The following is a 25,183-nucleotide window of genomic DNA, read 5'->3' as shown; positions in this document are numbered from 1 at the left end:
GTCTTAAGACTGCTTTCGCGATCCAGCCTTCACCACGTTCTTAGTAGTTTTTGGCGGAGTTTTTTTAGTGCTCTTCTTCGCTGCCTTCTTGGCAGGAGCCTTTTTAGCTGCAGTTTTCTTAGGGGTGGTCTTTTTAGCAGCCGTCTTCTTAGCCGGCGCACCGCCATCAGCAGCTTCCTTGGCACGACGCTCAGAAAGCAACTCATTGGCACGCGCATCGGTCAACGACTCTGGAACATCACCCTTGCGCAGGGAAGCATTGGTGGTGCCATCAGTAACATAAGGGCCAAAACGACCATCCTTAACGGTCATTGGCTTGCCTGAGACGTCATTATCACCCAAAGTCTTCAGCGGTGGCTGAGCAGCCGCCCGGCCACGGCGCTTTGGCTCGGCATAAATACGACGAGCCTCGTCCAAAGTAATGGTGAAAATCTGCGCTTCACTAGATAGCGAGCGAGAATCATTACCCTTCTTCAGATATGGGCCATAACGGCCGTTCTGCGCGGTAATTAGCTCATCATCAGCAGGATCCACGCCCACCTCACGAGGGAGCGACAAGAGCTGCAAAGCCTCTTCCAAGGTGACGGTGGCAGGTTCCATGCCATTAAAGAGTGAGGCAGTAGCTGGCTTGAGGGTTTCTTCTACCAGCTGGTTAATGCGCTTTTCTTTTTGGGTGGCCGCGGTTTTGGTCTCCCAATTCTTGGGACGCTTACCTTCCACAGCACGCTGTTCATCCTCAGCCTTGCGCTCAGCAGCAACAACCTCTTCAGCCTGGGCGACAGCACCGGCACGCTCATCCTCAGTCACCTGCTCGATAACATAAGGACCAAAGCGACCTTCCTTAGCCACAATCATGCGTCCATTAGCGGGGTTAATGCCCAGCTCACGGCCACCTTGTGGGGTAGCAAAAAGCTTCTCTGCCACCTCTAAGGTGAGCTCATCAGGAGTGGTTTCCTCAGGCAGATTGGCGCGCTGGTATTCCGGCTCGCCCTCCGCGTTGGTGCCCACAACCCTTTCAATATACGGACCATAACGGCCCACACGCACGTTGACGGCACGGCCTTCGGCATCGTCGAAAAGCTTCAAAGAGTTTACGGAGCGTGCATCAATTTGCTCAAGGTTGGAATTAACCAGCGCCTTCAAACCACCCTGGCGCGCAACTGATTCCGCCATAGAATCATCGGCCTCAGCATCACCAAAGTAGAAGCCATTTAGCCATTCGGTGCGGCCTTCGCGGCCCGCGGCAATATTATCTAGCTCATCTTCCATAGAAGAGGTGAAATCATAGTCCACCAAAGAGGTGAAATTGGCTTCCAACAGGCCAACTACGGCAAAAGCAACCCAGGAAGGCACCAGCGCATTACCGCGGGAGTACACATAACCACGATCCTGAATGGTCTTAATAATAGAGGCATAGGTGGAAGGACGCCCAATGCCCAGATCTTCCATCTTCTTCACCAAAGATGCTTCAGTAAAACGCGCTGGCGGATTGGTATTGTGGCCATCTGCCTGAATCTCAGTGGCAGTGAGTGCATCACCTTCAGCAAGGCGTGGCAAACGCTTTTCTGCATTATCGGCTACATCTTTGCCATCAGTGGTTTGAGAAACCTCCACATAAGCACGCAAGAAACCGGGGAATGTCAGGGTGCGTCCAGTGGCGTTAAATTCGGTTTTTTCGCCAGTTTTTGCCGTACCGGCAATGGTCACCTTCATCGAGGTGCCCTTCGCATCAGCCATCTGGGAAGCTACGGTGCGCTGCCAAATCAGCTCATAAAGCTTAAATTCTTCCGCATCTAATTGACCATGTAGCTGGCCCGGAGTTGCAAAAGATTCACCAGCAGGGCGAATAGCTTCGTGAGCCTCCTGCGAGTTCTTCACCTTACGGTCATAGGTGCGCGGGCTAGGCGAAACATATTCGCTGCCATAAAGCTCCAGCGCCTGATCACGCGCAGCCTTCATACCCTGCGCCGAGAGCGAGGTGGAGTCAGTACGCATATAAGTAATATGGCCGTTTTCATACAAACGCTGAGCAATGCGCATGGTGCGCTCAGAGGTAAAGTGCAACTTGCGGCCAGCCTCTTGCTGCAGCGTAGAGGTCATAAAAGGCGCATAAGGTCGGCGGGTATAAGGCTTTTCCTCAACCCCAACCACGGCCATTTCCTGGCCTTTAAGTGCCTCGGCCAGGGCCTCAGCCCTTTGCTTATCGACGACAACCACGTCCGAAATTAACTGGCCGCGGTCATTAAAATCTCGACCTTGGGCTACGCGGCTGCCATCAATAGTGGACAAGCGTGCGCTAAAAGAAGAAGGATTCGCTGCATCAGAGGAGGACTTTTCACCGGTGTTAAATTCTGCAGAAAGATCCCAGTAATCAGCAGAAATAAAGGCCATGCGCTCGCGCTCGCGCTCCACGATCACTCGTGTTGCTACCGATTGCACACGTCCGGCAGAAAGGCGTGGCATAACTTTCTTCCACAGCACCGGAGACACTTCATAACCATAAAGACGGTCGAGGATGCGTCGGGTTTCCTGCGCATCAACCAGGTTAACGTCTAGCTCACGGGTATTTTCCGCAGCTGCCAGAATCGCTGACTTAGTGATCTCATTAAAGACCATGCGACGTACTGGAACAGTGGGCTTCAACACCTCGAGCAGGTGCCAAGCGATTGCTTCGCCTTCACGGTCGGGGTCTGTTGCGAGCAACAGCTCATCAACTTGCTTGAGCTTTGCTTTGAGGTCAGCGACCTTCTTTTTCTTATCTGGGCTAACAACATAAAGGGGCGCAAAGCCGTGATCGGTGTCAACACCAAGGCGAGCCCAAGGCTCTTTTTTGTATTTAGTTGGCACGTCTGCAGCGCCACGAGGCAGATCACGGATGTGACCGACGGAGGCTTCGACAATGTAGTCGTTGCCCAAATACGGCTGGATCTTTTTGGCTTTGGTCGCTGATTCCACAATGACCAGGTACTTCTTGCCGGATCCCTTAGATTCTGCCACGGGAATGCATCCCTCTCGTTGACTGCGGTGTTCTTTTGAAACACTGTTTTCCATTACGCATGTGTTGTCCACTGTGCCTTAATTTCATCGCACAAATAAACGTTCACTCTTGGAAAGCATAACCACAAGGCTGCTGCATTCATTGAATCCGGTGCTCTTCCCAGGGAAAGAACACCATCCAGCGCACCTTAGAAAGTACTTTTTAAACACTTTCTTCAGCACTCGAGCAAACACGCTGAGACCAAAATGATTTTTAGTCTCTCATATACTTACACGCTACACAGTATTATTAGGGCCTTCTGCAGTCATTGTCCAACACTCAGCAATTCTGGGCATTTTTCCAAGCTACCTCCTTGAGACTTCTCAGTACCACCAAAAATCCCATTAAGCCCACTAAATGAGCAAGAATTGCAGTTTTTTTACACCCTATTTTCTAACTCTATGTCCTCTGAATTATTTAGTTTGAGCACCCCCACATTGCCCCGCTAATTAATGGCAGACATGAAAAAACCGGTAACCAATGGTTACCGGTTTTATGCTAGTTGCAAATTAGACTGCGCGAACAGCCTGAGCCTGGAGGCCCTTTGCGCCTTCGCCGATTTCGAACTCGACGAGCTGATTCTCCTCGAGGGAACGGAAGCCGTTGCCCTCAATCTCGGAGTAGTGGACGAAAACGTCAGCGGATCCGTCGGAAGGAGCGATGAAACCAAAGCCCTTTTCTGCGTTGAACCACTTAACCGTGCCCTGTGCCATGTGTCTTACCTTTACTGATTGGAAATACTATCGGGTTCGATGCCGTACCTATACCTATGTATAAATAGCCATCTGGCCGTCTTGCTCGAACGCCGACAACATTAAAAAGTCGAACGCCCGCGTCTATCCTTGCGAGCGTTAAACACTGCGCCTTGAATCTGCGACCTAGGAACAAGTGTCTCATGTTTGTGGCCTAAGCGATAGGGTAAAAGGAAATCGTTTTTAGTTTGTGCAGGTCAGTAACCTTTAAGAAACTCCACGAAAGGGGGTAAAAGCTTGAACACCCCCGATTTTGCTTCGGAAAACCCAACCGCTATGAAACCTGGTGATGCGTCTCAACCTGTAGGTCTTGGTGCCGAACTGGCAGAAGTTATTGTTAAGCGCTATCCCGAATCCACGCTGACCCACCTGAGCACTCTGCCCGCAAAGCGGGCGGTTTTTGCCGAGTGGCCAAGCTTTGTGCCCGCGCAACTACAAAAAGCCCTGGGCGATCGCGGCGTCGACAAGCTTTTTAGCCATCAGGCGCGCACTGCGGAACTTGCCTGGCAAGGCAAACACGTGGTGGTAGCTACGGGTACGTCCTCGGGTAAATCCTTGGGCTATCAATTGCCAATTTTGGCGGCGTTATCTGCCGATCCAACAGCCTGCGCCATGTATCTCACGCCCACCAAGGCTTTGGGCTCTGATCAATTAGCTGCTGTGTCCTCCCTGGTCAAGGACTTAAATCCAGCAAGCCCAATTCATCCAGCTCCCTATGATGGGGACACTCCCACGGAGGCACGAGCGGGTATTCGTGATCTCACGCGTTTTGTTTTTACAAATCCCGATATGGTTCATGCCTCGATTTTGAGCAATCATCCGCGCTGGGCTCGGCTACTGCGCCACCTAAAATTTATTGTGGTTGATGAATGCCATGCTTATCGTGGGGTTTTTGGCGCACATATTTCGATGGTACTGCGTCGATTGCTACGCATTGCCGCTTTTTATGGCAGTCATCCCACCGTTATTTTGGCTTCTGCCACCAGCTCTGAGCCGGCAATTCACGCCTCCCGCCTGCTTGGTACACCGGTTACCGCGGTGACTGAGGACGGCGCCCCCACAGGCAGCCGCACCGTTATGCTCTGGGAACCAGGATTTATTGAGGGTGCCGAGGGCGAAAATGGCGCTCCCGTGCGCCGCGCCGCCAGCACTGAGGCCGCCAATATTATGGGCACGCTCATCGCCGAAGGTGCCCGGACCTTGACCTTTGTGCGGTCCCGGCGCCAAGCAGAAATCGTCGCCCTGCGCGCCCAAGAAGAATTATCTTTACTGGGCCGCCCCGATTTTGCCCGGCGCGTAGCGTCCTACCGCGCGGGCTATTTGGCCGAGGACCGGCGCAAGCTGGAAAGAATGCTTGACGACGGCACCCTGCTCGGCGTTGCGTCAACCAATGCGTTGGAGCTGGGCATTGACGTCGGCGGCCTCGATGCGGTTGTCACCGCAGGGTTCCCCGGCACCGTTGCCTCTTTTTGGCAACAAGCCGGCCGAGCTGGACGACGGGGTCAAGGATCCATTGTGGTGTTGGTGGCCCGCGATGAACCCATGGATACCTATTTGGTTAATCACCCAGCAGCACTTTTGGATAAACCTGTGGAGGCAGCGGTATTTGATCCCACTAATCCGCATGTTATCCGGGGACATATCTACTGTGCAGCCGTGGAGAAACCACTGGATGAAGCCGAGATAGAAGCCTTCGGCGCGCAGCAGGTAGTTGCAGAACTTACTGCTCAGGGGCTTTTGCGCAAACGTCCGCGAGGCTGGTTTGCTGTGGAAAACCCAGCTGCAGCCGATGTTGAGCTAAGCCCTGAGACCGCACATCAGCAGGTTAGTTTGCGCGGTGGTTCCGGATCGGAATTCTTGATTGTGGACATCACTGATGGACGTCTTTTGGGCACGATTGATTCCGCGCGTGCCATGTCGCAGGTACATCCCGGAGCTGTGTATTTACATCAGGGTGAATCCTTTGTGATCGACGAGCTTGATTTGGAAGAAAAACTAGCCTTGGCCAGGCCTGAATTACCTGAGTACACCACCTTTGCGCGCAGTGATACCGATATTCGAATTACTTCAGCTCCTGAAGAATCCGAGGTTTTTGATGCTGGTGGTGGTTTGTGGGTTGCCAATGTCAACGTCCAGGTAACTGACCGCGTCACCGGTTATGTCACCCGACTGCCCGATGGCACCACCTTGGATGCCACTCCCCTATATCTGCCTCCTCAAATTCTTAATACCCGCGCAGTTGCCTACACCATCGATCCTTTGGCTTTAAGAGCAATGGGCATTGCAGAGGCCGATATCCCCGGCGCACTGCATGCAGCCGAACATGCGGCAATTGGAATGTTGCCTTTGTTGGCCACCTGCGATCGCTGGGATATCGGAGGTGTTTCTACTGCTTTGCATGCCGATACCGGCTATCCCACCGTTTTTGTTTATGACGGTATGGATGGCGGCGCCGGCTTTGCCGATTGCGGTTTTAGGCGCTTTGCGGAATGGATCGAAGCCACTTTTGAGGTTGTCCGCAGCTGTAGCTGTGAATCTGGATGCCCCAGCTGTGTGCAATCCCCCAAATGTGGCAATGGAAATAATCCGCTGGATAAGGCTGGTGCCATTAAATTGCTTGGCGCCATGGTCACTCTTTTGGGAACTTCCTCCTAAGTTGTCTCTAAAGTGGTCCGGCTTTGGCTTGAGCTTCTTCTCCTCTCACTCGGGTTTCCACAATGAGGTCTTGGTCCTCAACGGTGCAGCTTTCTAGTTGTGCCTTATTTAGCTCTGCGATTTCTTGAGCACGGGTACACGCAGTTGTCTTTTGTTCGCCGCTGGCAAATGCATAGGCACCTGCCACTGCCGATAAATCTGCTGCCACCTGTGCTTGTTCCCGCGCCAACAACTGGCTTGCTTGCCATGCCAGCAGGATAAAAAGTCCTGCGAGAGCAGCAGCAAAACCCGCACCGGCAACTGTGGCGTAACCTGCGTCATCAGTTTTCCAAGGGATAGATGGCATCTGCGGAGATCTCCCCGAATGGTGCTCGGATGGTAACTGTGGCGGTGAGCAATCCTCCGGATTCTGCCAGGTGCAGGCTGCCTCTAGCCGGTGAAAATTCTTCCCCGATGGCATGTGCCCTGGCAGCAGCTCCAGCTGCATCAATGGCTGCTAAATATGTAGCTAGGGTGGCCATTGCCGCCACAATTAAGGCGCACACCACCACCATTGCTGAGAGCGCCAGAGCTGCTTCAATACTGACTGATCCGCGCTCATCGGCAAGCAATGGTGGGAAACGCTGTCGCCCGATTATTTTGTGTTTTTTCACCATGACTGCTGCCGAATAACTAAGGTCGTGCGCTTAATGCATCATTAATAATGGCTTCAAAAGCTGAAGACACTGCATCGCTATTCACCACGGCATAAAGTACGGCCGCTAAAGCCGCAGCGGCGAGGGTGCCAAGTGCATATTCGACGGTGGTTAAGCCATCCTCCTCATTAAGCACGGCTAAAGAGCGAGAACGAAGGTTGTTGGGAATTAGGGACATGGTTTTCTCCTTTAAGTGTGTTTTTAGAAATTGATAAGTTGCGTACCCAGGCTCAGCACCACGGGTGCCAGGCCGATGATGATAAAAGCCGGCAAAAAACATAAAGCTAGAGGCAAGGCAATAAAAACCCCGGCGCGTTCTGCAGCTGCGGTGCGGTGATCAGCTGCAACAGCGCGCAAACTAAGTGCTATTTGTTTGCATCCAGTACTTAGAGCACTTCCAGATCGTTGTGAAACAGTGGCCAAATTTGCCAGTTCGTCTAGGCCGGATTGTCCAGCCATTAGTGAAAAGGCTCTGTGGGCACTAACACCAATTGAGAGCAGCGCTACCACTTGGGTCCAGATGTGTTGTTGGGATTCCACCGCCACTTGAGAAACCACTGCTGCGGCATCTCTGGTGTTTAAACCGGCATCCAAACAGGCAGAGAAGAGCTCAATATCCGCTGCTATTTCCAGCGGATCCACCTGCTTTTTCAACATCGGTCCCGCCCGGATACGCAGGGTGGTCTTAGGCTTTTTAAGCCCGACTCTAAAACCTGGTTGAGGTGGCATGACCAGTGCTGCAATCATTGCGATAAGGCAGGCGGCGATCATGAGGGACTCGCATTTTCCAGTATTTTTTGGGTGATAATAAATCCCGCCACACCCAATCCCACTCCGACAACGAGCATTACTCCGCCTAACCCGCCCCCGGTGAGCACTGCCACGGGATCTGCTCCCATAGCCGTTCCCATCAGCACTCCAGCAACTGGTAATAAACTCAGAATCACTGCTGTGGCCTGGGGTCCTTGTAATGCTGCTCGGGTGGCTGCATGATGTCTTTCTCGAGCATCAATTCGTTGACGCATTTGTTCAATGAGTGTGACCAGTGGAATGCCGTGTTTTTCCGAGGTACTCCATAAAGTGCCCAGGCGTTTGAGATCAGGGATTTCGGCCTCTGCCAATACCGCATGTCCCCCGCCGCCAGAACGTGCGCGCCGGGCTGCTGACCCCAATGCTTCCTTAAGAGTCTTTTCTGCTGGTGTATTGGCCAAGGCATGATCCATTGCTTCCACCATCGGCGCGCCTGCTCTTAAGTTTCCGGCGCACAACCCTAAAAACCCGGCCAGAGCTGTTGCTTGTTTGGTGGCTGTGGTGCGCTTTTGCTGCGCTTTAATTCGCCACACCACCACAAAGAGCACCATAAACAGGGCAATCATTGTTGCTGCGTCCACCCCAATGACTACAAAAGCAACTGTTGCCATGGGAAATAGCAGCACTATCAACCACGACGCTCGACGCTGCGGCTGCAGCTTTTCCCCTCTTACCCTTGGGCCACTTGCCAAAGGACCCGGTGAGCTGCATAAGACTGCTAGACCGAGCAGCACTATTGGGAGAACCATGAGGCTACCTCTGCATCAATTTCTGGGCGTAGTCCTGCCTCGATGTCCCACACCACCTGGGCTTTAACAGGGTTTCCGCGCAACACTCCAATTTGCGCAAGCCGACGCCCCTGTGGGCTGTGTTTCATCACCAGCACCACATCTACGGCTGCTGCCAACTGGGAATGAAGCGCCATGCGATCTAGTCCGCCGCTGGCAGCCAGGGCTTCCATGCGAGCTGGTACTTCCGAAATGGAATTAGCGTGGATCGTGCCCGCGCCACCATCATGTCCGGTATTCATAGCTGCTAAAAGATCAACTACCTCAGCACCGCGGATTTCTCCCACGACGATGCGGTCCGGGCGCATTCTTAAAGATTGTTTAAGCAGGTCTGCCATGGTGACAGCACCAGCACCCTCCACATTGGCTTGGCGGGCTATCAAATTAATAGTGCCGGGATGGGAAGGATGCAGCTCAGCGGTATCTTCAATACAGATAATGCGTTGATTAGCTGCAACCTCACTGAGCATGGCGGATAAGAGGGTGGTTTTCCCAGTTCCAGTGCCACCCACCACTAAAAAGGCACGCCGTTGGGCAATAATGTGGCGCAGCACCGCTGCCAATTGAGGTGAGAGAGTATGCCCGGCAACCAGGTCATCCAGACTTAGTTTGGATTGGCGTAAGACTCGCAGGCTAATACATGATCCAGATTCTGCCAGTGGCGCAAGCACTGCGTGAATGCGCAACATACTGCCGTCATCACGGCTTAAACGACCATCTGCATAGGGTTGGGCATCATCAAGACGCCGTCCACAAGATAAGGCAAGTCTGGTGGCCAAGCGTCGCACCATATCCTCAGATCCCAGCTCAACATCAACTTTTTCGAGGCCCGATCCCCTATCAATCCAGACACTGCGGTGACCATTGACCAAAATATCGGTTACTCCAGGGACTGCAAGCAGCGTTTCTAAGGGACCTACTCCCACTGAATCGCTACGCAGGCGCCGCAAAACTGCAATGACATCTTCATCGCTAATAACTGTGGCTTCCTGTCTGATCACCCGGGCAATATCAGCGCTGCTTAAAGGTTCTGCAACGGTAGCGAGGTGTCGCTGTACCTTTTCCACCAGCAGATCCATGTCAACCATTGGTTATCTCCGCAAGAACTGCATCAGCGGTAGCGCTCAAGGCCCGTGGCAAAAGTCCAGTTAGCCCCTGCATTTCCAGGCTTTTAGGCAATTTGGCGATTGTTCCTAGTTCTGCGATCACATCACACCCTAAGATTTCTTCAACATCGCCTACATCGAGCCCGGACCAGCCTCGATGACGCAGTACCACCAGTAGTGGAAGCTGAAAAGGTTGTAATTCCAATGCCACAGCCCCCGCTGCGGCAACTGCTCTTACCTCCGCCGGCACGACCAGCACCAGATAACTGAGGTGCTCCATGACTTCAGAATTAGCCCAATGCGCAGGTAAATCCACAATGACATCAACGGTATTTTCTGATGCGCTAAAACAGCTAATAGCAGCACTTAGTTCCGCTGGGTTGAGTTGGAAAGGATCAAGAACTTTAGATCGTGCAGTGGATAAGACGGCCATCTTATCCTTGGTGTGCGGTAAAGCCTCCAAAACGTCTGTGGCCTGCACACTGCCTCGTTTAAAACCCATATCAGGCCAGCGTGCACCTAAGGTTTCCTCTGCACCAACCAGCAGATCTATCCCTCCTGAGCTAGGCACACCATCAATAAGGACAGTGGTGTTGTGGGCACTTCTTTTGCGAGCAAGCACAGCAGCTAAAGTACTTGCGCCTACCCCACCAACCGCTCCCATCACGCCAATAACCACACCCGCACTAGCTGTGGTTTTGCTGTCCTCTCGGCCGAGCGCTCCAAGTAGCTCAGCGGTTTGAGCTGGCAAAATATAGGCTTCTTCAGCATGTATTTGCACCGCGGCTTTCCAATTGGAAGGCCCCGGATCCAAATCCAATAAAAATACGCGGTCGCGGCGCTTCTCATTGGTTATGTTGGCCGAACTGGCTGCATCGATAAGCACCGCGGAAACCCGATGAAAATGCCTGGCAATATCGCCGGGGCTGGTGGTTTCAATAATGGGACGCCCGGTAGCAGCAGCCACATGCATGGCTTCTGGGTGCAGAGCGGGATCCTCAATAGCTATTAAAATTGCCTGGGTTCTAGGTGTTTTCATGGCTTTTACTCTGCTGCTTTCACAGCACTGCAGCAATGCCACTGCCGCCAACTTGTGGATAACTAGCACCCCACAGCCCGCACCCCCAGCCAGGCTGTGGATAACTTTTAAAGGCAGTCACGCGAGAACTCTAAAACTGCTATAGGCATAAGGGACGGCCCGCGCCTCGGGGGGGGTGTGCGCGGGCCGTCGTAACCCGGCAACGGGGGGGGATTGTGCCGGGGCAGGCCACACTGTATATCGGGGCCTTGCATTTGAAATTATGACACATTAGGCCACACAAGACAATATCTCACCCGATTATTCTTTCGAATAGAAAATTTCCCACAAAGCTCGAAATACCGCCACCTAGCTGGACTAATAGCAGAAATGCAGCTTAGTCACAATAGCCACTCCAGTCACAGAAGTTTTGGGGTCACTCTTTAAAACTTGATAAAAGGCGCTAAACTAGCCCATGTGAATCAGGAAGAACACGGCATCGCAGCGCACTCAAGCGCAGCAGGCTCTTCTGAGCCTTCTCAGCCTGCTAAACCACCCCGGGTGGCAGCGTTCTTTGACCTGGATAAGACAATCATCGCAATGAGCTCCACCTATGCTTATGGTCGCGAATTTATGAATAGCGGGCTCATTTCCCCCGTGGAAGCCCTGCAGCTTAGCCTTGCGCAAGCCACATATATGTTGGCCGGGCACACCAGCGAACAAATGGACAACACCCGCGATCAGCTCACCGCGATGATCCGAGGCTGGGATGTCCAACAGGTGCGCACCATCGCTGAGGAAACCATGCACACGGTGGTCACGCCTACTATTTATGCCGAGGCTCGAGAGCTTATTGAATACCACCAAGCGTGCGGGCACGATGTCATTATCATCTCAGCCTCGGTAAAAGAGCTGGTAGAACCCATTGCCCGCGAGCTTGGGGTAGAAAAAACCGTCACTACAGTGTTGGAGTCAGAAGAAGGTCGTTTCACTGGCGAGGTCCTCTACTACTGCAAAGGCAGCGCCAAGGCCCAGTCCATTATGGAATTGGCAGCGCGGGACAACTACGACCTCGCGGAAAGTTATGCCTACTCAGATTCTTTTACAGACCTCCCCATGCTGGAAGCTGTCGGCCATCCAACGGCAGTAAATCCAGATCGCGCGCTTAAGAAAACTGCCCTGGAACGTGGTTGGGAAATTTTAAGTTTTAAAAACCCCGAGCCGCTTTTTCAGATGCCGAGCTCACGTGATGTAGGTATTGGAACCGGTGTGGTGGCTGGCATCGCTGCCGTGGCAGCGGGTAGTTTGTGGTGGGTACGGCGCAGCCGGCGCGGCACTGCCTAAACTCCCCCTGACTCGTTTCAGGGGTGCGGTGGAGGTGGGCGTCGACAAGCATCGTTTATCATGTATGACGTACTGTCCGAAAACCCATGGTTATGCTTTTAGGCCACATTTGCCCTGCAAAAAGTCTATGAACTTCACCTGAAATGAGTTTTCGTGGCACGATTGGGATTAAAGAACGCTTTAGATACACGCCTTTTAAACACTGGAGGAGCTTCCAAGTGAGCAATAACGATGGCCTTTTTACTGATGGCAGCAACACCTTTGCCCCAAAGGTGAACGCAATTCCCCTCAGCGATGTGGACACAAGCGTAAGTGGTGAGGCATCAATCGGCACCCTGATTTCCAATGCCACCTCCCAAATGTCTAGCCTGTTCCGCGCTGAAGTTGAGCTAGCTAAGACCGAGCTGGCTGGCGAGGCCAAGAAGGCAGCCGTCGGCGGCGGCGCTTTTGGCGTTGCTGGCACCATTGCCCTGTACAGCTCCTTCTTCTTTTTCTTCTTCCTCGCAGAGCTGCTCGATAACTGGATCGCCCGCTGGGCTGCTTTCCTCATCGTCTTCCTGCTGATGCTGGTTCTCGCATCCGCTCTGGCTCTCTTCGGCTGGCGCAAGGTGAAGAAGATGGGTGCTCCAAAGCAGACGATTAACTCTGTTAATGAGCTCAAGAACCTGGTTCCTGGCCAGGCAACTGCAAAGCTCGAGCGCTCCAGCCAGCGTGGCCTCTACACCACCCAGTCCTTCCACGGCCCAGGCGCCGTAACCCCTAAGTAAAACCCCCTCTTAAAGCCCCGCGCACCTCTGGTCACCGCGGGGCTTAAGTATCCCCATATGCACTCTTAAGGAATCATCGATGGCAGCTTCAAAAAAGAGCTTGTCGACGAACCCCTCCCCCTTCCGCACCTTGTTTAAAAGCTTGCGCGCTAACCGGCGCATGGCAACTACCGTTGCCTCCATCGAACGCTCCCCCAATATCGTTGCCCTCGAGGGCCCCTACAGCCACGAACACGTCTTTGTGCGCGGTGTCCGCCTGCACCTGGCCACCGCCGGCTCCCCCACCGATCCGCTTGTATTGCTTATCCACGGCGCCTTTGGCGGTTGGTATGACTACCGCGAGGTCATTGCACCACTCGCAGCCGCTGGCTTCCACGTTGCAGCCATTGATCTGCGCGGATATGGCATGTCCGATAAACCACCAGCAGGTTATGATTTACGCCATGCAGCCGGCGATATCAGCAGCGTTATTGCAGCTCTTGGCCACGATGACGCAGTATTAGTCGGTTCCGATACCGGCGCCAGCATCGGTTGGGTCAGCGCCACTATGTACCCCGAAAGAGTGCGCGGACTGGTTTCACTTGGCGCAATTCACCCCAGCGATATGAGACGCGCCATGCTACTCAAGCCCTATCTTTTTATGCCCGATATGGCCCGGCGCATGGTTTTTGGTGTGCCTACCCCACTGCACCGCCTAGCTGGAATTTCCATCCCTCGCGCAGCACAGCTGGAAATAACGCGCAATACCTCGGTGTCTTTCCAACGCAGCAATGCTTTTAGAGAGATCGTCAAATTACGTAAAAAAGCACTGGGTATCGATCACACCCGCGGCCCCATTGTGCGCAGCAATCGCTTTTTAACCGGCACGGTACCTGCGAAATACACCAAGACTACCGTGTCTGTCCCGGTGTTAATTCTTAAACTCAACACCCAACGCTGGGAATACCTGGCGCGTTTGGCACATAGCCGCTGCCATGGAAAATTCCACAGTCTCGCAATCCCGGGTGGTTTTGAATTGCCTTATTGGGAAAAGCCAACGGAGTTTGCTCACAGCATTGCGGAGTTCGCCCGCGCCCTCTAGGCCCCTCTAACCCCTCTAGCACCCCTCGAGTGCCGCCACCGGGCAGGGATTGGGCGTCGCTGGGTTCGGGGCTAGGCGCTTGCGGGAAACCGCTAGGAAGCCGCTAGGAAACCGCGCACTCCATGGTGTCCACTGGAGTGGTGAGCGCGGTGATATCACCAATACGCTGACGGACTTCCTCAGAGGTCAATACATATCCGGTATCTGAACCATCAATTGCAGCACCAAAGACCACGCCTGCAACCTCACCTGCCTGGTTAACCATTGGTCCACCAGAGTTTCCGGACTGGATGGAACCGCGCACGGAATAAGCTTCGCGTTCATGCTGACCATTGGCATAAATATTGCTGCCGGTGATCATAATGCGCTCTCGAATACGAGCCGGAGAGGCATTAAATGGACCAGATTGTGGGAAGCCCATAACAATGGCGTCATCGCCGGTTTCCAAAGGTGTTTGCGCCCATGGAAGTGCATCAAGACCAAGGTCAGGGCTATATAACACAGCAATGTCTACATCTGGATCATAAAAAACCACATCGGCAGAGCGAGTTCCCACCATGGTGTCCAAGCTGACGGTAGAAGTGCCCGCGACTACGTGCGCATTGGTCACCACATAATCAGGTGCTGCAACAAAGCCGGAGCCCATCAAGCGACGGCTACATTCTTGAGCATCGCCCATCACGTGAATTACCGAAGGCTGCATAGCCTCCACCAAGGCCACATTGGCAACGTTAATTTCCGGCGCTTCCACCTCCACGGTAGATCCACCAGCAAAAGGAGAAACCAGTGGCGGCAGCCCGGATTCACTAAGCATCGCAGAGATTTTAGAGGGCAAGGTATCAAGTCCTTGCGGGGTGAAGCGATCCACAACACCTAAGATTTTGGAATCTCTAATACCCGTGGCAACTGGCCCGGAAAGACCGGTTGCCAGCGGAATTGCCACCAGCCACACTACAACGAGGGTGGCCAGCAACTGGAAAATAGCGCCAATAAAAGAGTCCACCAAACGTGAGCTTCGGAACTTGATGCTCTCCCGGATTGAGGATCCCAAATAAGCACCCACCAGGTTGCCCACACCCACAAAAAGCACCACTGTGCCAATGGCGAGTAGGAAACGCAGGGCGGTGGATTCCGTAAAACCCATAACAAAAGGTGCCGCTGCGGATCCAATAATGAGGCCAGCGATGACCCCTACTGTGGACAGCAATGACGTGAAGGCTCCCTGCCTCCATCCGCCCCATAGGGCGAACACCATTACGAGGACGATGATGGCATCGACGACCGCGCTCGAACTCAACAATTGACTGGTGCTCTACTCTTTCAAAATTTGCTTAATCGGGGAACGACTCGAGTTTAGGACACTCGAGGTCTAGCACCTAACGTAAATTTTCATTGTTGCGTGATTTGGCCAAGGTGCTTTCAAGATCAAAAATTCGCTTTTGATCCCATTCCGTGGCCCATCCTGCGGTTTCTAAGATCGCAGATAATAATCCACCGGTAAAACCCCAGATAATATAATCATTGATTTTGAAGGCCGGACCATGCCACTGATTCCAGCCCACCATCAAGCGGTTTGCAGGATCAATAAGTTCATAAACCGGCGCGTCAAAAACTTCATCGGTTTCATGTGGACTAGCCACCGCAACGGGCGAAGGACTATGCCAATGCCCCAAAATCGGATAAACCGGATAGCCAGTTGCTCTAATATGCACCTCTTTGAGCTGTGCCAATGGCGTCGCACTGCGTCGATCCAGGCCGGTTTCCTCCCAGGCTTCACGGAAAGCACAATCCACTGCATTTACATCGGTGGGATCAATTCGACCACCCGGAAAAGCTATTTGCCCAGCGTGCGAACGCATTGTCGGAGAGCGATGAGTCAGTAGGACCGAGGCATCGTTAGGCAGATCAAAGGAGGTTTCCGAGCCTGCAAAAAGCATTAAGACAGCAGCGCGCTTTTCAGCCTCCGAAGGATCACCGGCTTTAACTCCCGTAAGTGGATCACGCATTTTCCCCGACTGAATCCGCTCAATTAGTCGGTGCATCCACACTGGCGCCTTATCAGGAGCAAGTTCGATATTTTCGCCCGGAAAGTCATGTGGAAAATCTGGAAAATTATGCATTAGAGTACCTCAATAACGGCATTATTAAGCTGATCAACAGAGGTAAATGGAGTCGGAAAAGTGCCAATAACCTCGCCCGATGCGGAAACAACTACGGTAATTGGAACAACCGAAGGCAGCCCCAAGGTACCCGCAAAAAGATTGGAATCATCCTGGTAGCTAGGCAAATTCACTCCAAGATCATCAAGCAGTGCTGCACCATTAGCGGCGTTGGCGTCAGCATGCACCCCAATGACATTAAGTTCTGAATGCGCCTCCGCAAATTGCTCAAAAATAGGCAGTTCATCGCGGCAAGGTTCACACCACCACGCCCACAGATTCACCACGGTCGGCTTATCATTTCCCACACCGCTTGTCCCACCCAAACACGGCAGTTCCACGCCCGCCACACTAGTGGCAACGCAATCTGGGCGTTGGGAAATAACGCTTGTCGACGCCCCCTCGTCCTGCCCCGCAGCCTTGTCAGCGGAGGTATCGGTGGCAGAGCCACCCAAAAGACGTGGCAGAATAGCCACCAACGCAGCAAGAATTACCACTACGCCAACTAGCGACCACTTTGCACTGCTTGTCATTTATTCAATCCCTGCCATCTTCAGCAGGTGCTCCCTATCATCACTCTTGATTAATTTTTGAGCCTCTAAAGGATCTGCCGGCCCCGCGAGTCCAAATGATGGACAATCCGCAGCCAGCATGCACGCTCCACAAGCAGCGCGTCGGCTATGGCATATTCTACGTCCATGGAAGATAAGCCGGTGCGAGAACATAGTCCACTCTGATTTCTCAATGAGAACATTCATCTCTTGCTCAATTTTTACTGGATCTTCCAATTCCGTCAGCTTTAATCGTCGCGCTAGCCTGCCAAAATGAGTATCAACAGTAATGCCAGGTACTCCAAAAGCATTACCCAAAACCACATTGGCGGTTTTTCGCCCTACCCCGGGAAGTTCCACCAATTGCTCCAGCGTGCCCGGAACCTCGCCATCATATTGGCTTACTAAAGCTTCACCGAGGCCAATGAGGGAATTGGCCTTATTACGATAAAACCCCGTGGGACGGATCATTTCCTCCAGCTCACTGCGGTCTGCCGAAGCGTAGTCCTGTGCCATTTGATAGCGCGCGAATAGAGCCGGGGTCACTTGGTTTACCCGCACGTCAGTGCACTGCGCCGACAAGATGGTTGCCACGGTCAGCTCGAGGGGGTTTCTAAAATTTAACTCACAGTGAGCGTCGGGATATGCCACGGCAAGGGTGCGATTTATGCGTCGAGCTCGCCTTTTGCGCCCAATTTCGGTCTCCTGGCCTTTGTTGGCAAGGTGAGAACCCACGCGGGGGCGCTTCTGCGGAGTTATAGATCCCATAACTCACACCTTGCCAGACCCTTAGGTGCGCGGGAAAATACTTCTTCACTAGAATGTGCTTTATGACTGGTCTGCTTGTGGTGCTTATCCCGCTATTGTTAATGCTTTTTGCATTTTCTATGGAGCGAATCGAAGCCTCCTTGCTACACCCGCACGTTGCCACAGATACTGAGGTAAAGTTGGCAAAGAACGCTGGCAGCACGGACAAAAACGATGATGTGCAGCCAGAAGCTTCAGCCGCCTAATAGCGAATGGAATTACCTTTGAAGGTTGTTTTAGACTGATAGCTCACTGTGAATATTTAATTCATGGTTCTTTAACTGTGACATTTTAGTCAAATACACTAACGTGGTGACCAATCACATAGTAGAGTGGCCTTTGCCACATTACTTGATACCTCCCGTTAGGTATCGTCCAGATTCTAGTTAATTCTAAATACCTAAGGGTGATGCCACTCATCTGGGCTTTCAACAATATGTGTGCAAACGAAGGAGAAAACAGTGGAAGGTGTTCAGGAAATCCTGTCCCGTGCAGGAATTTTTCAAGGCGTTGACCCAACGGCAGTAAATAACCTTATCCAGGATATGGAAACCGTTCGATTCCCTCGCGGAGTAACCATCTTTGACGAGGGCGAGCCAGGCGACCGACTTTACATCATCACCTCCGGCAAGGTTAAGCTTGCCCGCCACGCTCCTGACGGACGTGAAAACCTGTTGACCATTATGGGACCTTCCGACATGTTCGGTGAGCTCTCCATCTTCGATCCAGGCCCACGTACCTCTTCCGCAGTCTGCGTTACCGAAGTTCACGCAGCAACCATGAACTCCGAAATGCTGCGCAACTGGGTAGCTGACCACCCTGCCATTGCAGAGCAGCTGCTGCGCGTGCTGGCTCGTCGCCTGCGCCGCACCAACGCTTCCCTGGCAGACTTGATCTTCACTGACGTTCCTGGCCGTGTTGCCAAGACCCTACTGCAGCTAGCCAACCGCTTCGGCACCCAAGAAGCTGGCGCGCTGCGCGTTAACCACGACCTCACCCAGGAAGAAATCGCACAGCTTGTGGGCGCTTCCCGTGAGACCGTTAACAAGGCTCTGGCTACCTTTGCACATCGTGGCTGGATTCGCCTTGAGGGTAAGTCCGTATTGATTGTTGATACCGAGCACCTTGCACGACGCGCTCGCTAAACACTAGTTAGTAGAAGATCCCCAGTAATTGGCCTGGTTTTTCCGGCCAACTACTGGGGATCTTCTACTGCACTACAGATGTCAAGATTAATAAAGCGGCATGGCTTCAATAAATTATTGAAGCCATGCCGCTTTATTGGCTTTAAAGCCTGGATTTGTGATTTCTTAAGAAGCCGCAGCTTCCTGCGCCTGGAGGTAACGGATAGCAACATGGGTGGACTGCTCGGCAGCACCACGCAGAACGGGATCAACATCATCGTAGATGGCATCAATTAGATGCTTCATGGAGATGTCACGGCCTTCGGTAGCCCAAACTTCGCGGATCTGGTTAAGGCGAAGTTCACGACGATCAATATACTTGCGAGCAAAAGCCGCAACGTTTTCACCATTAGGACCGTGGCCTGGAAGCAGTGGGACATCAGCGCCACGCTGCTCCAAAATTGCGAGAGAGTTTAGGTATTCTCCCAAGTCACCATCGGTTTCGGAGATCATTGTGGTGTGGCGGCCAGCGATGGTATCGCCGGTGACAATGCCCTCTAAGGTGGATTCATGAGGAGTACCACTCCAAATGAAGAAGGACACAGAATCACGGGTATGGCCTGGTGTGGCCACAACCTCGATCTGTGGGGTGACACCGTCAATAGTGATGATCTCGCCGTCAACCAGCTGCTCACCGCGTGCGCAGTAGGTAGGGTCCATCGCGCGAACTGGTGCTCCAGTGAGCTGGCGGAAACGTTGTGCGCCATCAGCATGATCGTGGTGGCGGTGAGTCAACAATACCAATCCAACCTCTTCAGCCTTGGAGTGCAAGACATTAAGGTGGCCCTCGTCTTCGGGGCCTGGATCGATGACGATGCTCCGGGGGTCTTCAGGTGCCCGGATAACCCAAGAATTGGTGCCCTCCAGCGAGCTATAGCCTGGGTTAGGGCACAAAACAACAGATGCGGACGGGGTAACCGGCCGCAATTGGCTGTAAGCAGGATGCTCCATAACGTCCAGCTTAGCCGGTATAGGACATTTAGTAGAACTGAAGGTGAAAATTGCTGGATACAAGCTTTGAGGCGTGCATTAATTTATTCCAGACAATAAAAAAGATGCTGCGATGGACTCCATCAGCAGCATCTTTGCGTCGAAAAGCGCGCTTTTAAGAAGCTACCTCGACGATAACCTCAACCTCGACTGGGGAGTTGAGGGGTAGCTCTGCGACGCCAACGGCGGAGCGAGCATGCGCGCCAGCCTCGCCGAATACCTCAACCATGAGGTTGGATGCGCCGTTGATTACTGCTGGCTGGCCACCAAAATCAGTGCTAGAAGCCACAAAACCAACAATCTTCAAAACGCGAGTGACGTTGTCGATGCCTACGAGAGCATCGATGGCAGCCAAAGCATTCAAGGCAGCAGTACGCGCATAATCAGCTGCATCCTCAGGGGAAACCTCAGCACCTACCTTGCCGGTAGCAGGCAACTGACCTGCTACGAAAGGAAGCTGGCCAGAGGTCCAAACCTGGTTTCCTACCTGTACTGCAGGTACATAGGCAGCAACTGGAGCTGCCACGGTTGGCAATGTAATGCCGAGTTCAGCCAAACGCTCAGAAGTGGTAGCCATGAGTTAAGCCACCTCGCGCTTCATATAAGCAACCAGATTCTCTGGGTTCATTCCTGGCATGACAGAGACGAGCTCCCAGCCATCTTCACCCCAAGTATCAAGGATTTGTTTTGTAGCGTGAGTAATCAAAGGTACGGTGGCATATTCCCATTTAGTCATGGGGAACATCCTACCGGGGACATGGCACAACAGTGGGATTTTCATGCCCTAGCAGCCCCACGATGCACGCCCGCGCCCGATACTACAGCGCCTCTATTAAGACACTGCAGTATCGAGGAACTAGACAGCCGGGATGTCTCCGCCTTGAGCCAAGTACTCAGCCCAATTGGTGATATGAGGGTTTTTCCGCAGGAGGGCACGGCGCTGACGTTCGGTCAGACCGCCCCACACACCAAATTCCACCTTGTTATCCAAGGCATCGGCGCAGCACTGCATGGCTACTGGGCAGTGCCGGCAAATCGCTGCTGCTCGGCGCTGTGCCGCACCGCGTACAAAGAGTGCATCGGGATCGCCGTTGCGACACTTTGCCTGGGTAATCCACTCGCCGCGCTCCGTCTCCACAGTTGAGGATTGGATATTATCCCTGGAAAAGGTGTTGTTGCGCTGTTCTGAAATAACAGACGTCATGACAATCTCCTCGGTAGACACGGCTAAACACTAAATACATTAGTAAGTGTAGTCACATGGTCAAATCAGTGTCTAATACGTCACACCTAATTACTAAAAGCCCTCTTTAACGGACATATATTTACCCCCTCTTGGGTCTATGTGGTTCGCCCTGCGCACATCATTAGAAAGCAAAGGTGATCCCATACAGCCAACCTTCACAGAGCACACACTGAGCTCCCAAGACTTGCGCACAGCACTGAAAACTAACCCAAAACTGACCCACTCGGGTTCACGAATGTAATTCCAATCGCTAGGCTGTTGGAGTGTCCATCACAAATTCTCTGTCGAAGCTCATTGCATCCACTGTTGCTGCAGGCGTCCTTGGCGCCTTAGCCCTCGTGCCATTAGCCAGCATTTCTGGCGTGGCCGTAGCGCGCACGGAAGATACGATGCAAACCAATCTTTCGGATCTCACTGACGGTCGTGGACCCGGTGTCACCACCATCACCGACTCCACCAACCAGCCAATTGCTTATATTTACGCACAAAGGCGCTTTGAAGTTACCGGAGATCAGATCTCGCAGACGATGAAAGATGCCATTGTCTCTATTGAGGACCGCCGCTTTTATGAGCACGATGGCGTTGACCTCCAGGGATTTGGCCGCGCAATCCTCACCAACCTTTTTGCCGGTGGTGTGGAGCAGGGTGCGTCTACCCTTAATCAGCAATATGTAAAGAACTTCCTGCTGCTGGTGGAAGCAGATGATGAGGCTGAGCAAGCGGCGGCCGTGGAAACTTCTATTCCTCGTAAATTGCGCGAAATGCAGATGGCATCCACCTTGGATGACAAACTGAGCAAGGATGAGATCCTCACTCGCTATCTCAATATCGTGCCTTTTGGCAATGGTGCTTACGGCATTGAATCCGCAGCTCAAACCTACTTTGGCATTCCAGCTGCACAACTTTCAATTCCACAGTCAGCAATGCTGGCTGGCATTGTGCAGTCCTCTTCCTACCTCAACCCCTACACCAACCACGATGCAGTTTTTGAGCGTCGTAATACGGTGTTGGACGCGATGGCTAGCACCGGAACCATCACTCCCGAGGAAGCCGCTGCCTACCAGCAAGAACCACTTGGGGTGCTAGATAGTCCACAGGGTCTAACAAATGGTTGCATTGGTGCCGGCGACCGCGGATTCTTCTGTGATTACGCACTGCAATACCTCTCTGAGCAGGGCATTACCCAGGATATGTTGGCCAAGGATTCTTATACCATCAAGCTCACCCTGGATCCGCAGGTACAAGATGCGGCGCGCAGTGCTGTATCCACCTATGTTGATCCCAGCACTCCAGGCGTTGCTGAGGTGGTTAACGTTATTAAGCCCGGCGAGCAGTCCCATGACATTTTGGCTATGACATCCTCCCGCAACTACGGCCTCAACCTCGATGCGGGCGAGACCATGCTGTCTCAAACTGCTTCCATGGTGGGCAATGGTGCAGGTTCGATTTTTAAGATTTTCACCGCTGCAGCAGCTATCCAGCAAGGCGCTGGATTGGATACCACGCTCCAGGTTCCAACTCGCTATGAAGCTCGTGGCATGGGAACGGGCGGTGCCGATAACTGTCCAGCCAATACCTATTGTGTGGAAAATGCGGGCACTTACCCTGCCCAGATGACCTTGCAGGAAGCTTTGGCTAAATCCCCCAATACTCCTTTTGTGGAGTTGATTGAGCAAGTAGGCGTCTCAAACGTAGTTGATCTTTCCGTCAAGCTAGGTTTGCGCAGCTACACCGATGCAGGTTCCTTTGATGGCGAATCTTCCATCGCGGATTATATGAAAGACCACAACCTTGGTTCCTACACCTTGGGACCAACTGCGGTTAATCCTCTGGAGCTCTCCAATGTGGCTGCAACTATCGCATCCGGTGGCGTGTGGTGTGAGCCTAATCCAATTGTCAGCGTGCACGACCGCGATGGCAATGAGGTTTATATTGACCGCCCCGATTGTGAACGCGCCATTGAACCTGAAACCGCTCAGGCCTTGGCAGTTGGTATGAGCCAGGACATCATCAGCGGTACCGCAGCAACCGCCGCTAAGCAATACGGTTGGACGCTGCCAACTGCGGCCAAGACGGGTACCACTGAGTCCAATCAGTCATCCTCATTTATGGGCTTTAACAGCAACTTTGCCGCTGTGCCTTATATCTACAATGACGGCACCACCACCGCAGATCTGTGCTCTAGCCCAGTGCGCCAGTGCGGCGATGGCAACCTCTTTGGTGGCAATGAGCCTGCCCAAACCTGGTTTGATATGGCCGTTTCAGTACCAGCAGCGCAGCAGGGCACCCTGCCCGCCAATAGCTCTGCCTTCAAACTCGGCAGTGCCGGTGAGCTATTAAACCGCGTAGTCGGCCAAACCGAGGCAGCAGCGCGCCGCACTCTGGAGGCCGAGGGGTACAAAGCAACAACGCGCACCGCCAGCGGAACTGGTCAGGCACGTGGCACCGTGGTCAGTGCGACCCCGCAGGACGCAGTGCTTGTCGACGGGGCCACTGTGATTTTGAATATTTCAGATGGGACCAGCCCAGCTCCCGCAGTAACGGCGCCAACTAATAATGCTCCGGCGACCACAGCTCCGGCGGCTCCTGCTACGGGTGGCACTACCATCGAAGACGTCATCAATGACGCGATCGGGCAGCTCCTCGGAAATTAGTTCAAACGGCTCTTCACTGCGGTGGAGAGTCGTTTTCCGTCTACTCGACCAGCAGCCTTAGCAGTTGCGGCCTTCATAATCTGACCCATCTGCTTCATGGAGGCTTCGCCACCAACCTCAGCGATCGCGTCGTCGATAAGCGCATTTAGCTCTTCGTCGTCAAGCTGGGTGGGCTGATAAGCCTCCAAGATGCCAGCCTCTTTAAGCTCAACATCGGCAAGCTCCTGGCGACCGTTTTCGGCGTAGACATCGGCAGATTCGCGACGCTTCTTGATCTCACGAGCAATGACCTTCAAAACTTCTTCGTCATTAAGCTCGTGCTTGGTTCCGGTGGTTTCTTCCTGCGTCAGTGCAGAAAGCAGCATGCGCAAGGTGCCAGTGGTGTCCTTGTCGCGGGCCTTCATGGAAGCGGTTAGGTCCGCGCGGATTTTATCTTTTAGTTCACTCATGCTTGCCAAGGTTACTCCCCAGGTAGTGTGGATAAGGTGTTAGCTAAAGCCAAAACCCTTGCCCTTACCCTCGCTGGCCTCGCTGGAGCTGGTGTCGCAGTCGCTGCCTGGGGCAATGCAGAATTAAGAAACTTCGAGCTCAAGACGCAGACCTTGCCTCTTTTAGAGCCTGGAACTTTGCGCGGCAAAAAAGAATTCCGCCTGCTGCACATTTCTGATCTGCATATGATTCCTGGCCAAGAAACTAAGAAGGCCTGGGTCTCTGCCCTCGATTCCCTCAATCCAGACCTGGTGGTCAATACCGGCGACAACTTGAGCGACAAAAAAGCTGTCCCCGATACCCTCCGCGCACTCGGCCCACTATTGGATCGCCCCGGCATGTTTATTTTTGGAACCAATGATTATTGGGCCCCCAAGCCAGTTAATCCTTTTGGATATCTACTTGGTAAAAAGCGCCCCGTCAGCCATATCGATCTGCCTTGGGAATCCATGCGCGCTGCTTTTATCGAACGCGGCTGGCAAGACGCCACCCACAAACGCCTGGAATTCCAGGTAGGTTCAGTGCGTTTAGCCGCAGCTGGTGTTGACGATCCGCACCATGACTTAGATAAATATGATCTCATTGCTGGAGCTCCCAACCAAGATGCCGATCTCAGCTTGGCGCTCTTGCACGCTCCTGAACCACGCGTACTTAAAAAGTTTGCCGATGATGGCTACCAGCTCTCACTTTCCGGCCATACTCATGGCGGTCAGCTCTGCCTGCCAGGTGGACATGCGATTGTGACAAACTGCAATATTGACCGCAAACGAGCCAATGGATTGCACAAATTTGAGAATATGTGGATGCATGTTTCCAATGGTTTAGGCACCTCCAAATTTGTGCCATTTAGAATCTTCTGCCGCCCTAGCGCCACCCTGCTTAAAATCACCGAAAAACCAAGTTAAGCTTTTGACCTGCAGTTTTGGCCATAATCCGGGGCAGGACTATAGTGATCTGCGTACCCGGGATATGGCGCAGGTTGGTAGCGCGCGTCGTTCGGGACGACGAGGTCGCAGGTTCAAATCCTGTTATCCCGACCAAATTCCCAAG

26 protein-coding genes and 1 tRNA gene are annotated in these 25,183 nt (G+C 53.0%); 9 read left to right on the top strand and 18 right to left on the bottom strand.

Features of this window, described 5'->3' with window-relative positions; genetic code table 11:
- Window positions 1-3: 3 nt before the first annotated feature.
- Together topA and H924_RS01370 are read right to left on the bottom strand one after the other, a co-directional pair.
- Window positions 4-2,997, bottom strand: coding sequence for a type I DNA topoisomerase (gene topA / locus H924_RS01375; protein ID WP_015650175.1), 2,994 nt, complete (start codon window positions 2,995-2,997; stop codon window positions 4-6).
- A 549-nt stretch (window positions 2,998-3,546) separates the two neighbouring features.
- A complete protein-coding gene (locus H924_RS01370; RefSeq protein WP_015650174.1) occupies window positions 3,547-3,750 on the bottom strand; it encodes a cold-shock protein in 204 nt (67 codons plus the stop codon).
- 315 nt (window positions 3,751-4,065) lie between these two features.
- On the opposite strand from H924_RS01370, the gene H924_RS01365 reads away from it, so the two are divergent.
- Window positions 4,066-6,444, top strand: coding sequence for a DEAD/DEAH box helicase (locus tag H924_RS01365; RefSeq protein ID WP_029703725.1), 2,379 nt, complete (start codon window positions 4,066-4,068; stop codon window positions 6,442-6,444).
- Between the two features lie 7 nt (window positions 6,445-6,451).
- Here H924_RS01365 and H924_RS01360 read toward each other — a convergent pair whose 3' ends face one another.
- The 7 genes from H924_RS01360 to ssd all read right to left on the bottom strand — a co-directional run bounded on the left by H924_RS01360 (window position 6,452) and on the right by ssd (window position 10,882).
- The gene (locus H924_RS01360; protein ID WP_015650172.1) at window positions 6,452-6,790 is read right to left on the bottom strand and encodes an Rv3654c family TadE-like protein; all 339 of its coding nucleotides are present in this window, start codon (window positions 6,788-6,790) and stop codon (window positions 6,452-6,454) included.
- A complete protein-coding gene (locus tag H924_RS01355; protein ID WP_015650171.1) occupies window positions 6,765-7,100 on the bottom strand; it encodes a hypothetical protein in 336 nt (111 codons plus the stop codon). The genes H924_RS01360 and H924_RS01355 overlap by 26 nt, the downstream gene beginning before the upstream one ends.
- A gap of 16 nt (window positions 7,101-7,116) precedes the next feature.
- Entirely contained in the window at window positions 7,117-7,317 is a 201-nt protein-coding gene (locus tag H924_RS01350) for a DUF4244 domain-containing protein (protein WP_015650170.1), read from the bottom strand.
- A 23-nt stretch (window positions 7,318-7,340) separates the two neighbouring features.
- Window positions 7,341-7,910 (bottom strand): type II secretion system F family protein, encoded by a 570-nt coding sequence (locus tag H924_RS01345; RefSeq protein WP_015650169.1) that lies wholly within the window; start codon window positions 7,908-7,910, stop codon window positions 7,341-7,343.
- Window positions 7,907-8,560, bottom strand: a complete 654-nt coding sequence (locus H924_RS01340; RefSeq protein ID WP_015650168.1) for a type II secretion system F family protein — start codon at window positions 8,558-8,560, stop codon at window positions 7,907-7,909. Before H924_RS01340 ends, H924_RS01345 begins: the two co-directional genes overlap by 4 nt.
- 122 nt (window positions 8,561-8,682) lie before the next feature.
- A complete protein-coding gene (locus H924_RS01335) occupies window positions 8,683-9,825 on the bottom strand; it encodes a TadA family conjugal transfer-associated ATPase (RefSeq protein WP_015650167.1) in 1,143 nt (380 codons plus the stop codon).
- Window positions 9,818-10,882, bottom strand: coding sequence for a septum site-determining protein Ssd (gene ssd / locus H924_RS01330; RefSeq protein ID WP_015650166.1), 1,065 nt, complete (start codon window positions 10,880-10,882; stop codon window positions 9,818-9,820). Before ssd ends, H924_RS01335 begins: the two co-directional genes overlap by 8 nt.
- A 477-nt stretch (window positions 10,883-11,359) precedes the next feature.
- Here ssd and H924_RS01325 point away from each other — a divergent pair, with 477 nt between their 5' ends.
- The 3 genes from H924_RS01325 (at window position 11,360) to H924_RS01315 (ending at window position 14,053) form a co-directional block, all read left to right on the top strand.
- The gene (locus tag H924_RS01325; RefSeq protein WP_042392828.1) at window positions 11,360-12,205 is read left to right on the top strand and encodes an HAD family hydrolase; all 846 of its coding nucleotides are present in this window, start codon (window positions 11,360-11,362) and stop codon (window positions 12,203-12,205) included.
- A 218-nt stretch (window positions 12,206-12,423) separates the two neighbouring features.
- Window positions 12,424-12,972, top strand: coding sequence for a phage holin family protein (locus H924_RS01320; protein ID WP_015650164.1), 549 nt, complete (start codon window positions 12,424-12,426; stop codon window positions 12,970-12,972).
- A gap of 79 nt (window positions 12,973-13,051) precedes the next feature.
- Complete coding sequence (locus H924_RS01315) at window positions 13,052-14,053, top strand: alpha/beta fold hydrolase (RefSeq protein ID WP_042392391.1); 1,002 nt, start codon at window positions 13,052-13,054, stop codon at window positions 14,051-14,053.
- A 103-nt stretch (window positions 14,054-14,156) separates the two neighbouring features.
- Here the strand turns inward: H924_RS01315 and H924_RS01310 are convergent, their stop codons facing one another.
- The 4 genes from H924_RS01310 to nth all read right to left on the bottom strand — a co-directional run bounded on the left by H924_RS01310 (window position 14,157) and on the right by nth (window position 17,531).
- A complete protein-coding gene (locus H924_RS01310) occupies window positions 14,157-15,353 on the bottom strand; it encodes a MarP family serine protease (RefSeq protein ID WP_035107980.1) in 1,197 nt (398 codons plus the stop codon).
- 76 nt (window positions 15,354-15,429) lie between these two features.
- The gene (locus H924_RS01305) at window positions 15,430-16,173 is read right to left on the bottom strand and encodes an NUDIX hydrolase (protein ID WP_015650161.1); all 744 of its coding nucleotides are present in this window, start codon (window positions 16,171-16,173) and stop codon (window positions 15,430-15,432) included.
- Window positions 16,173-16,745, bottom strand: a complete 573-nt coding sequence (locus H924_RS01300; protein WP_015650160.1) for a TlpA family protein disulfide reductase — start codon at window positions 16,743-16,745, stop codon at window positions 16,173-16,175. Before H924_RS01300 ends, H924_RS01305 begins: the two co-directional genes overlap by 1 nt.
- Window positions 16,746-17,531: an endonuclease III gene (nth, locus tag H924_RS01295; RefSeq protein WP_015650159.1), complete on the bottom strand. Its 786-nt coding sequence runs from the start codon at window positions 17,529-17,531 to the stop codon at window positions 16,746-16,748.
- Between the two features lie 62 nt (window positions 17,532-17,593).
- Between nth and H924_RS01290 the strand changes: the two genes are divergently transcribed.
- Together H924_RS01290 and glxR are read left to right on the top strand one after the other, a co-directional pair.
- Window positions 17,594-17,776, top strand: a complete 183-nt coding sequence (locus H924_RS01290) for a hypothetical protein (RefSeq protein WP_015650158.1) — start codon at window positions 17,594-17,596, stop codon at window positions 17,774-17,776.
- 255 nt (window positions 17,777-18,031) lie between these two features.
- Window positions 18,032-18,715: a CRP-like cAMP-activated global transcriptional regulator GlxR gene (glxR, locus tag H924_RS01285; protein ID WP_015650157.1), complete on the top strand. Its 684-nt coding sequence runs from the start codon at window positions 18,032-18,034 to the stop codon at window positions 18,713-18,715.
- A gap of 165 nt (window positions 18,716-18,880) precedes the next feature.
- Here the strand turns inward: glxR and H924_RS01280 are convergent, their stop codons facing one another.
- From H924_RS01280 to H924_RS01270, 4 genes are all read right to left on the bottom strand, one after another.
- Window positions 18,881-19,705 carry an MBL fold metallo-hydrolase gene (locus tag H924_RS01280; RefSeq protein ID WP_015650156.1) on the bottom strand — a complete coding sequence of 275 codons (825 nt, stop codon included), beginning with the start codon at window positions 19,703-19,705 and terminating at the stop codon, window positions 18,881-18,883.
- Window positions 19,706-19,859: 154 nt separating this feature from the next.
- On the bottom strand, window positions 19,860-20,321 hold the full coding sequence (locus tag H924_RS01275) for a RidA family protein (RefSeq protein WP_015650155.1): 462 nt from the start codon (window positions 20,319-20,321) through the stop codon (window positions 19,860-19,862).
- Window positions 20,322-20,324: 3 nt separating this feature from the next.
- Window positions 20,325-20,480: a DUF4177 domain-containing protein gene (locus H924_RS14045; RefSeq protein ID WP_003855791.1), complete on the bottom strand. Its 156-nt coding sequence runs from the start codon at window positions 20,478-20,480 to the stop codon at window positions 20,325-20,327.
- A gap of 120 nt (window positions 20,481-20,600) precedes the next feature.
- Window positions 20,601-20,948, bottom strand: a complete 348-nt coding sequence (locus tag H924_RS01270) for a WhiB family transcriptional regulator (RefSeq protein WP_015650154.1) — start codon at window positions 20,946-20,948, stop codon at window positions 20,601-20,603.
- Window positions 20,949-21,253: 305 nt separating this feature from the next.
- Here H924_RS01270 and H924_RS01265 point away from each other — a divergent pair, with 305 nt between their 5' ends.
- On the top strand, window positions 21,254-23,644 hold the full coding sequence (locus H924_RS01265) for a transglycosylase domain-containing protein (protein WP_015650153.1): 2,391 nt from the start codon (window positions 21,254-21,256) through the stop codon (window positions 23,642-23,644).
- Here H924_RS01265 and H924_RS01260 read toward each other — a convergent pair.
- Window positions 23,641-24,093, bottom strand: a complete 453-nt coding sequence (locus tag H924_RS01260) for a GatB/YqeY domain-containing protein (protein ID WP_015650152.1) — start codon at window positions 24,091-24,093, stop codon at window positions 23,641-23,643. The genes H924_RS01265 and H924_RS01260 overlap by 4 nt on opposite strands.
- A gap of 27 nt (window positions 24,094-24,120) precedes the next feature.
- Here H924_RS01260 and H924_RS01255 point away from each other — a divergent pair, with 27 nt between their 5' ends.
- Both H924_RS01255 and H924_RS01250 read left to right on the top strand, forming a co-directional pair.
- Entirely contained in the window at window positions 24,121-25,038 is a 918-nt protein-coding gene (locus H924_RS01255; RefSeq protein ID WP_015650151.1) for a metallophosphoesterase, read from the top strand.
- A 58-nt stretch (window positions 25,039-25,096) separates the two neighbouring features.
- Window positions 25,097-25,173: transfer RNA gene (locus H924_RS01250), tRNA-Pro, on the top strand.
- The last annotated feature ends 10 nt before the right edge of the window (window positions 25,174-25,183 follow it).

The organism is Corynebacterium callunae DSM 20147 (genome assembly GCF_000344785.1).
GTDB classification, from domain to species: domain Bacteria; phylum Actinomycetota; class Actinomycetes; order Mycobacteriales; family Mycobacteriaceae; genus Corynebacterium; species Corynebacterium callunae.
The sequence above is the reverse complement of the archived record's forward strand: the minus strand, read 5'-3'. Positions and strand labels throughout refer to the sequence as shown.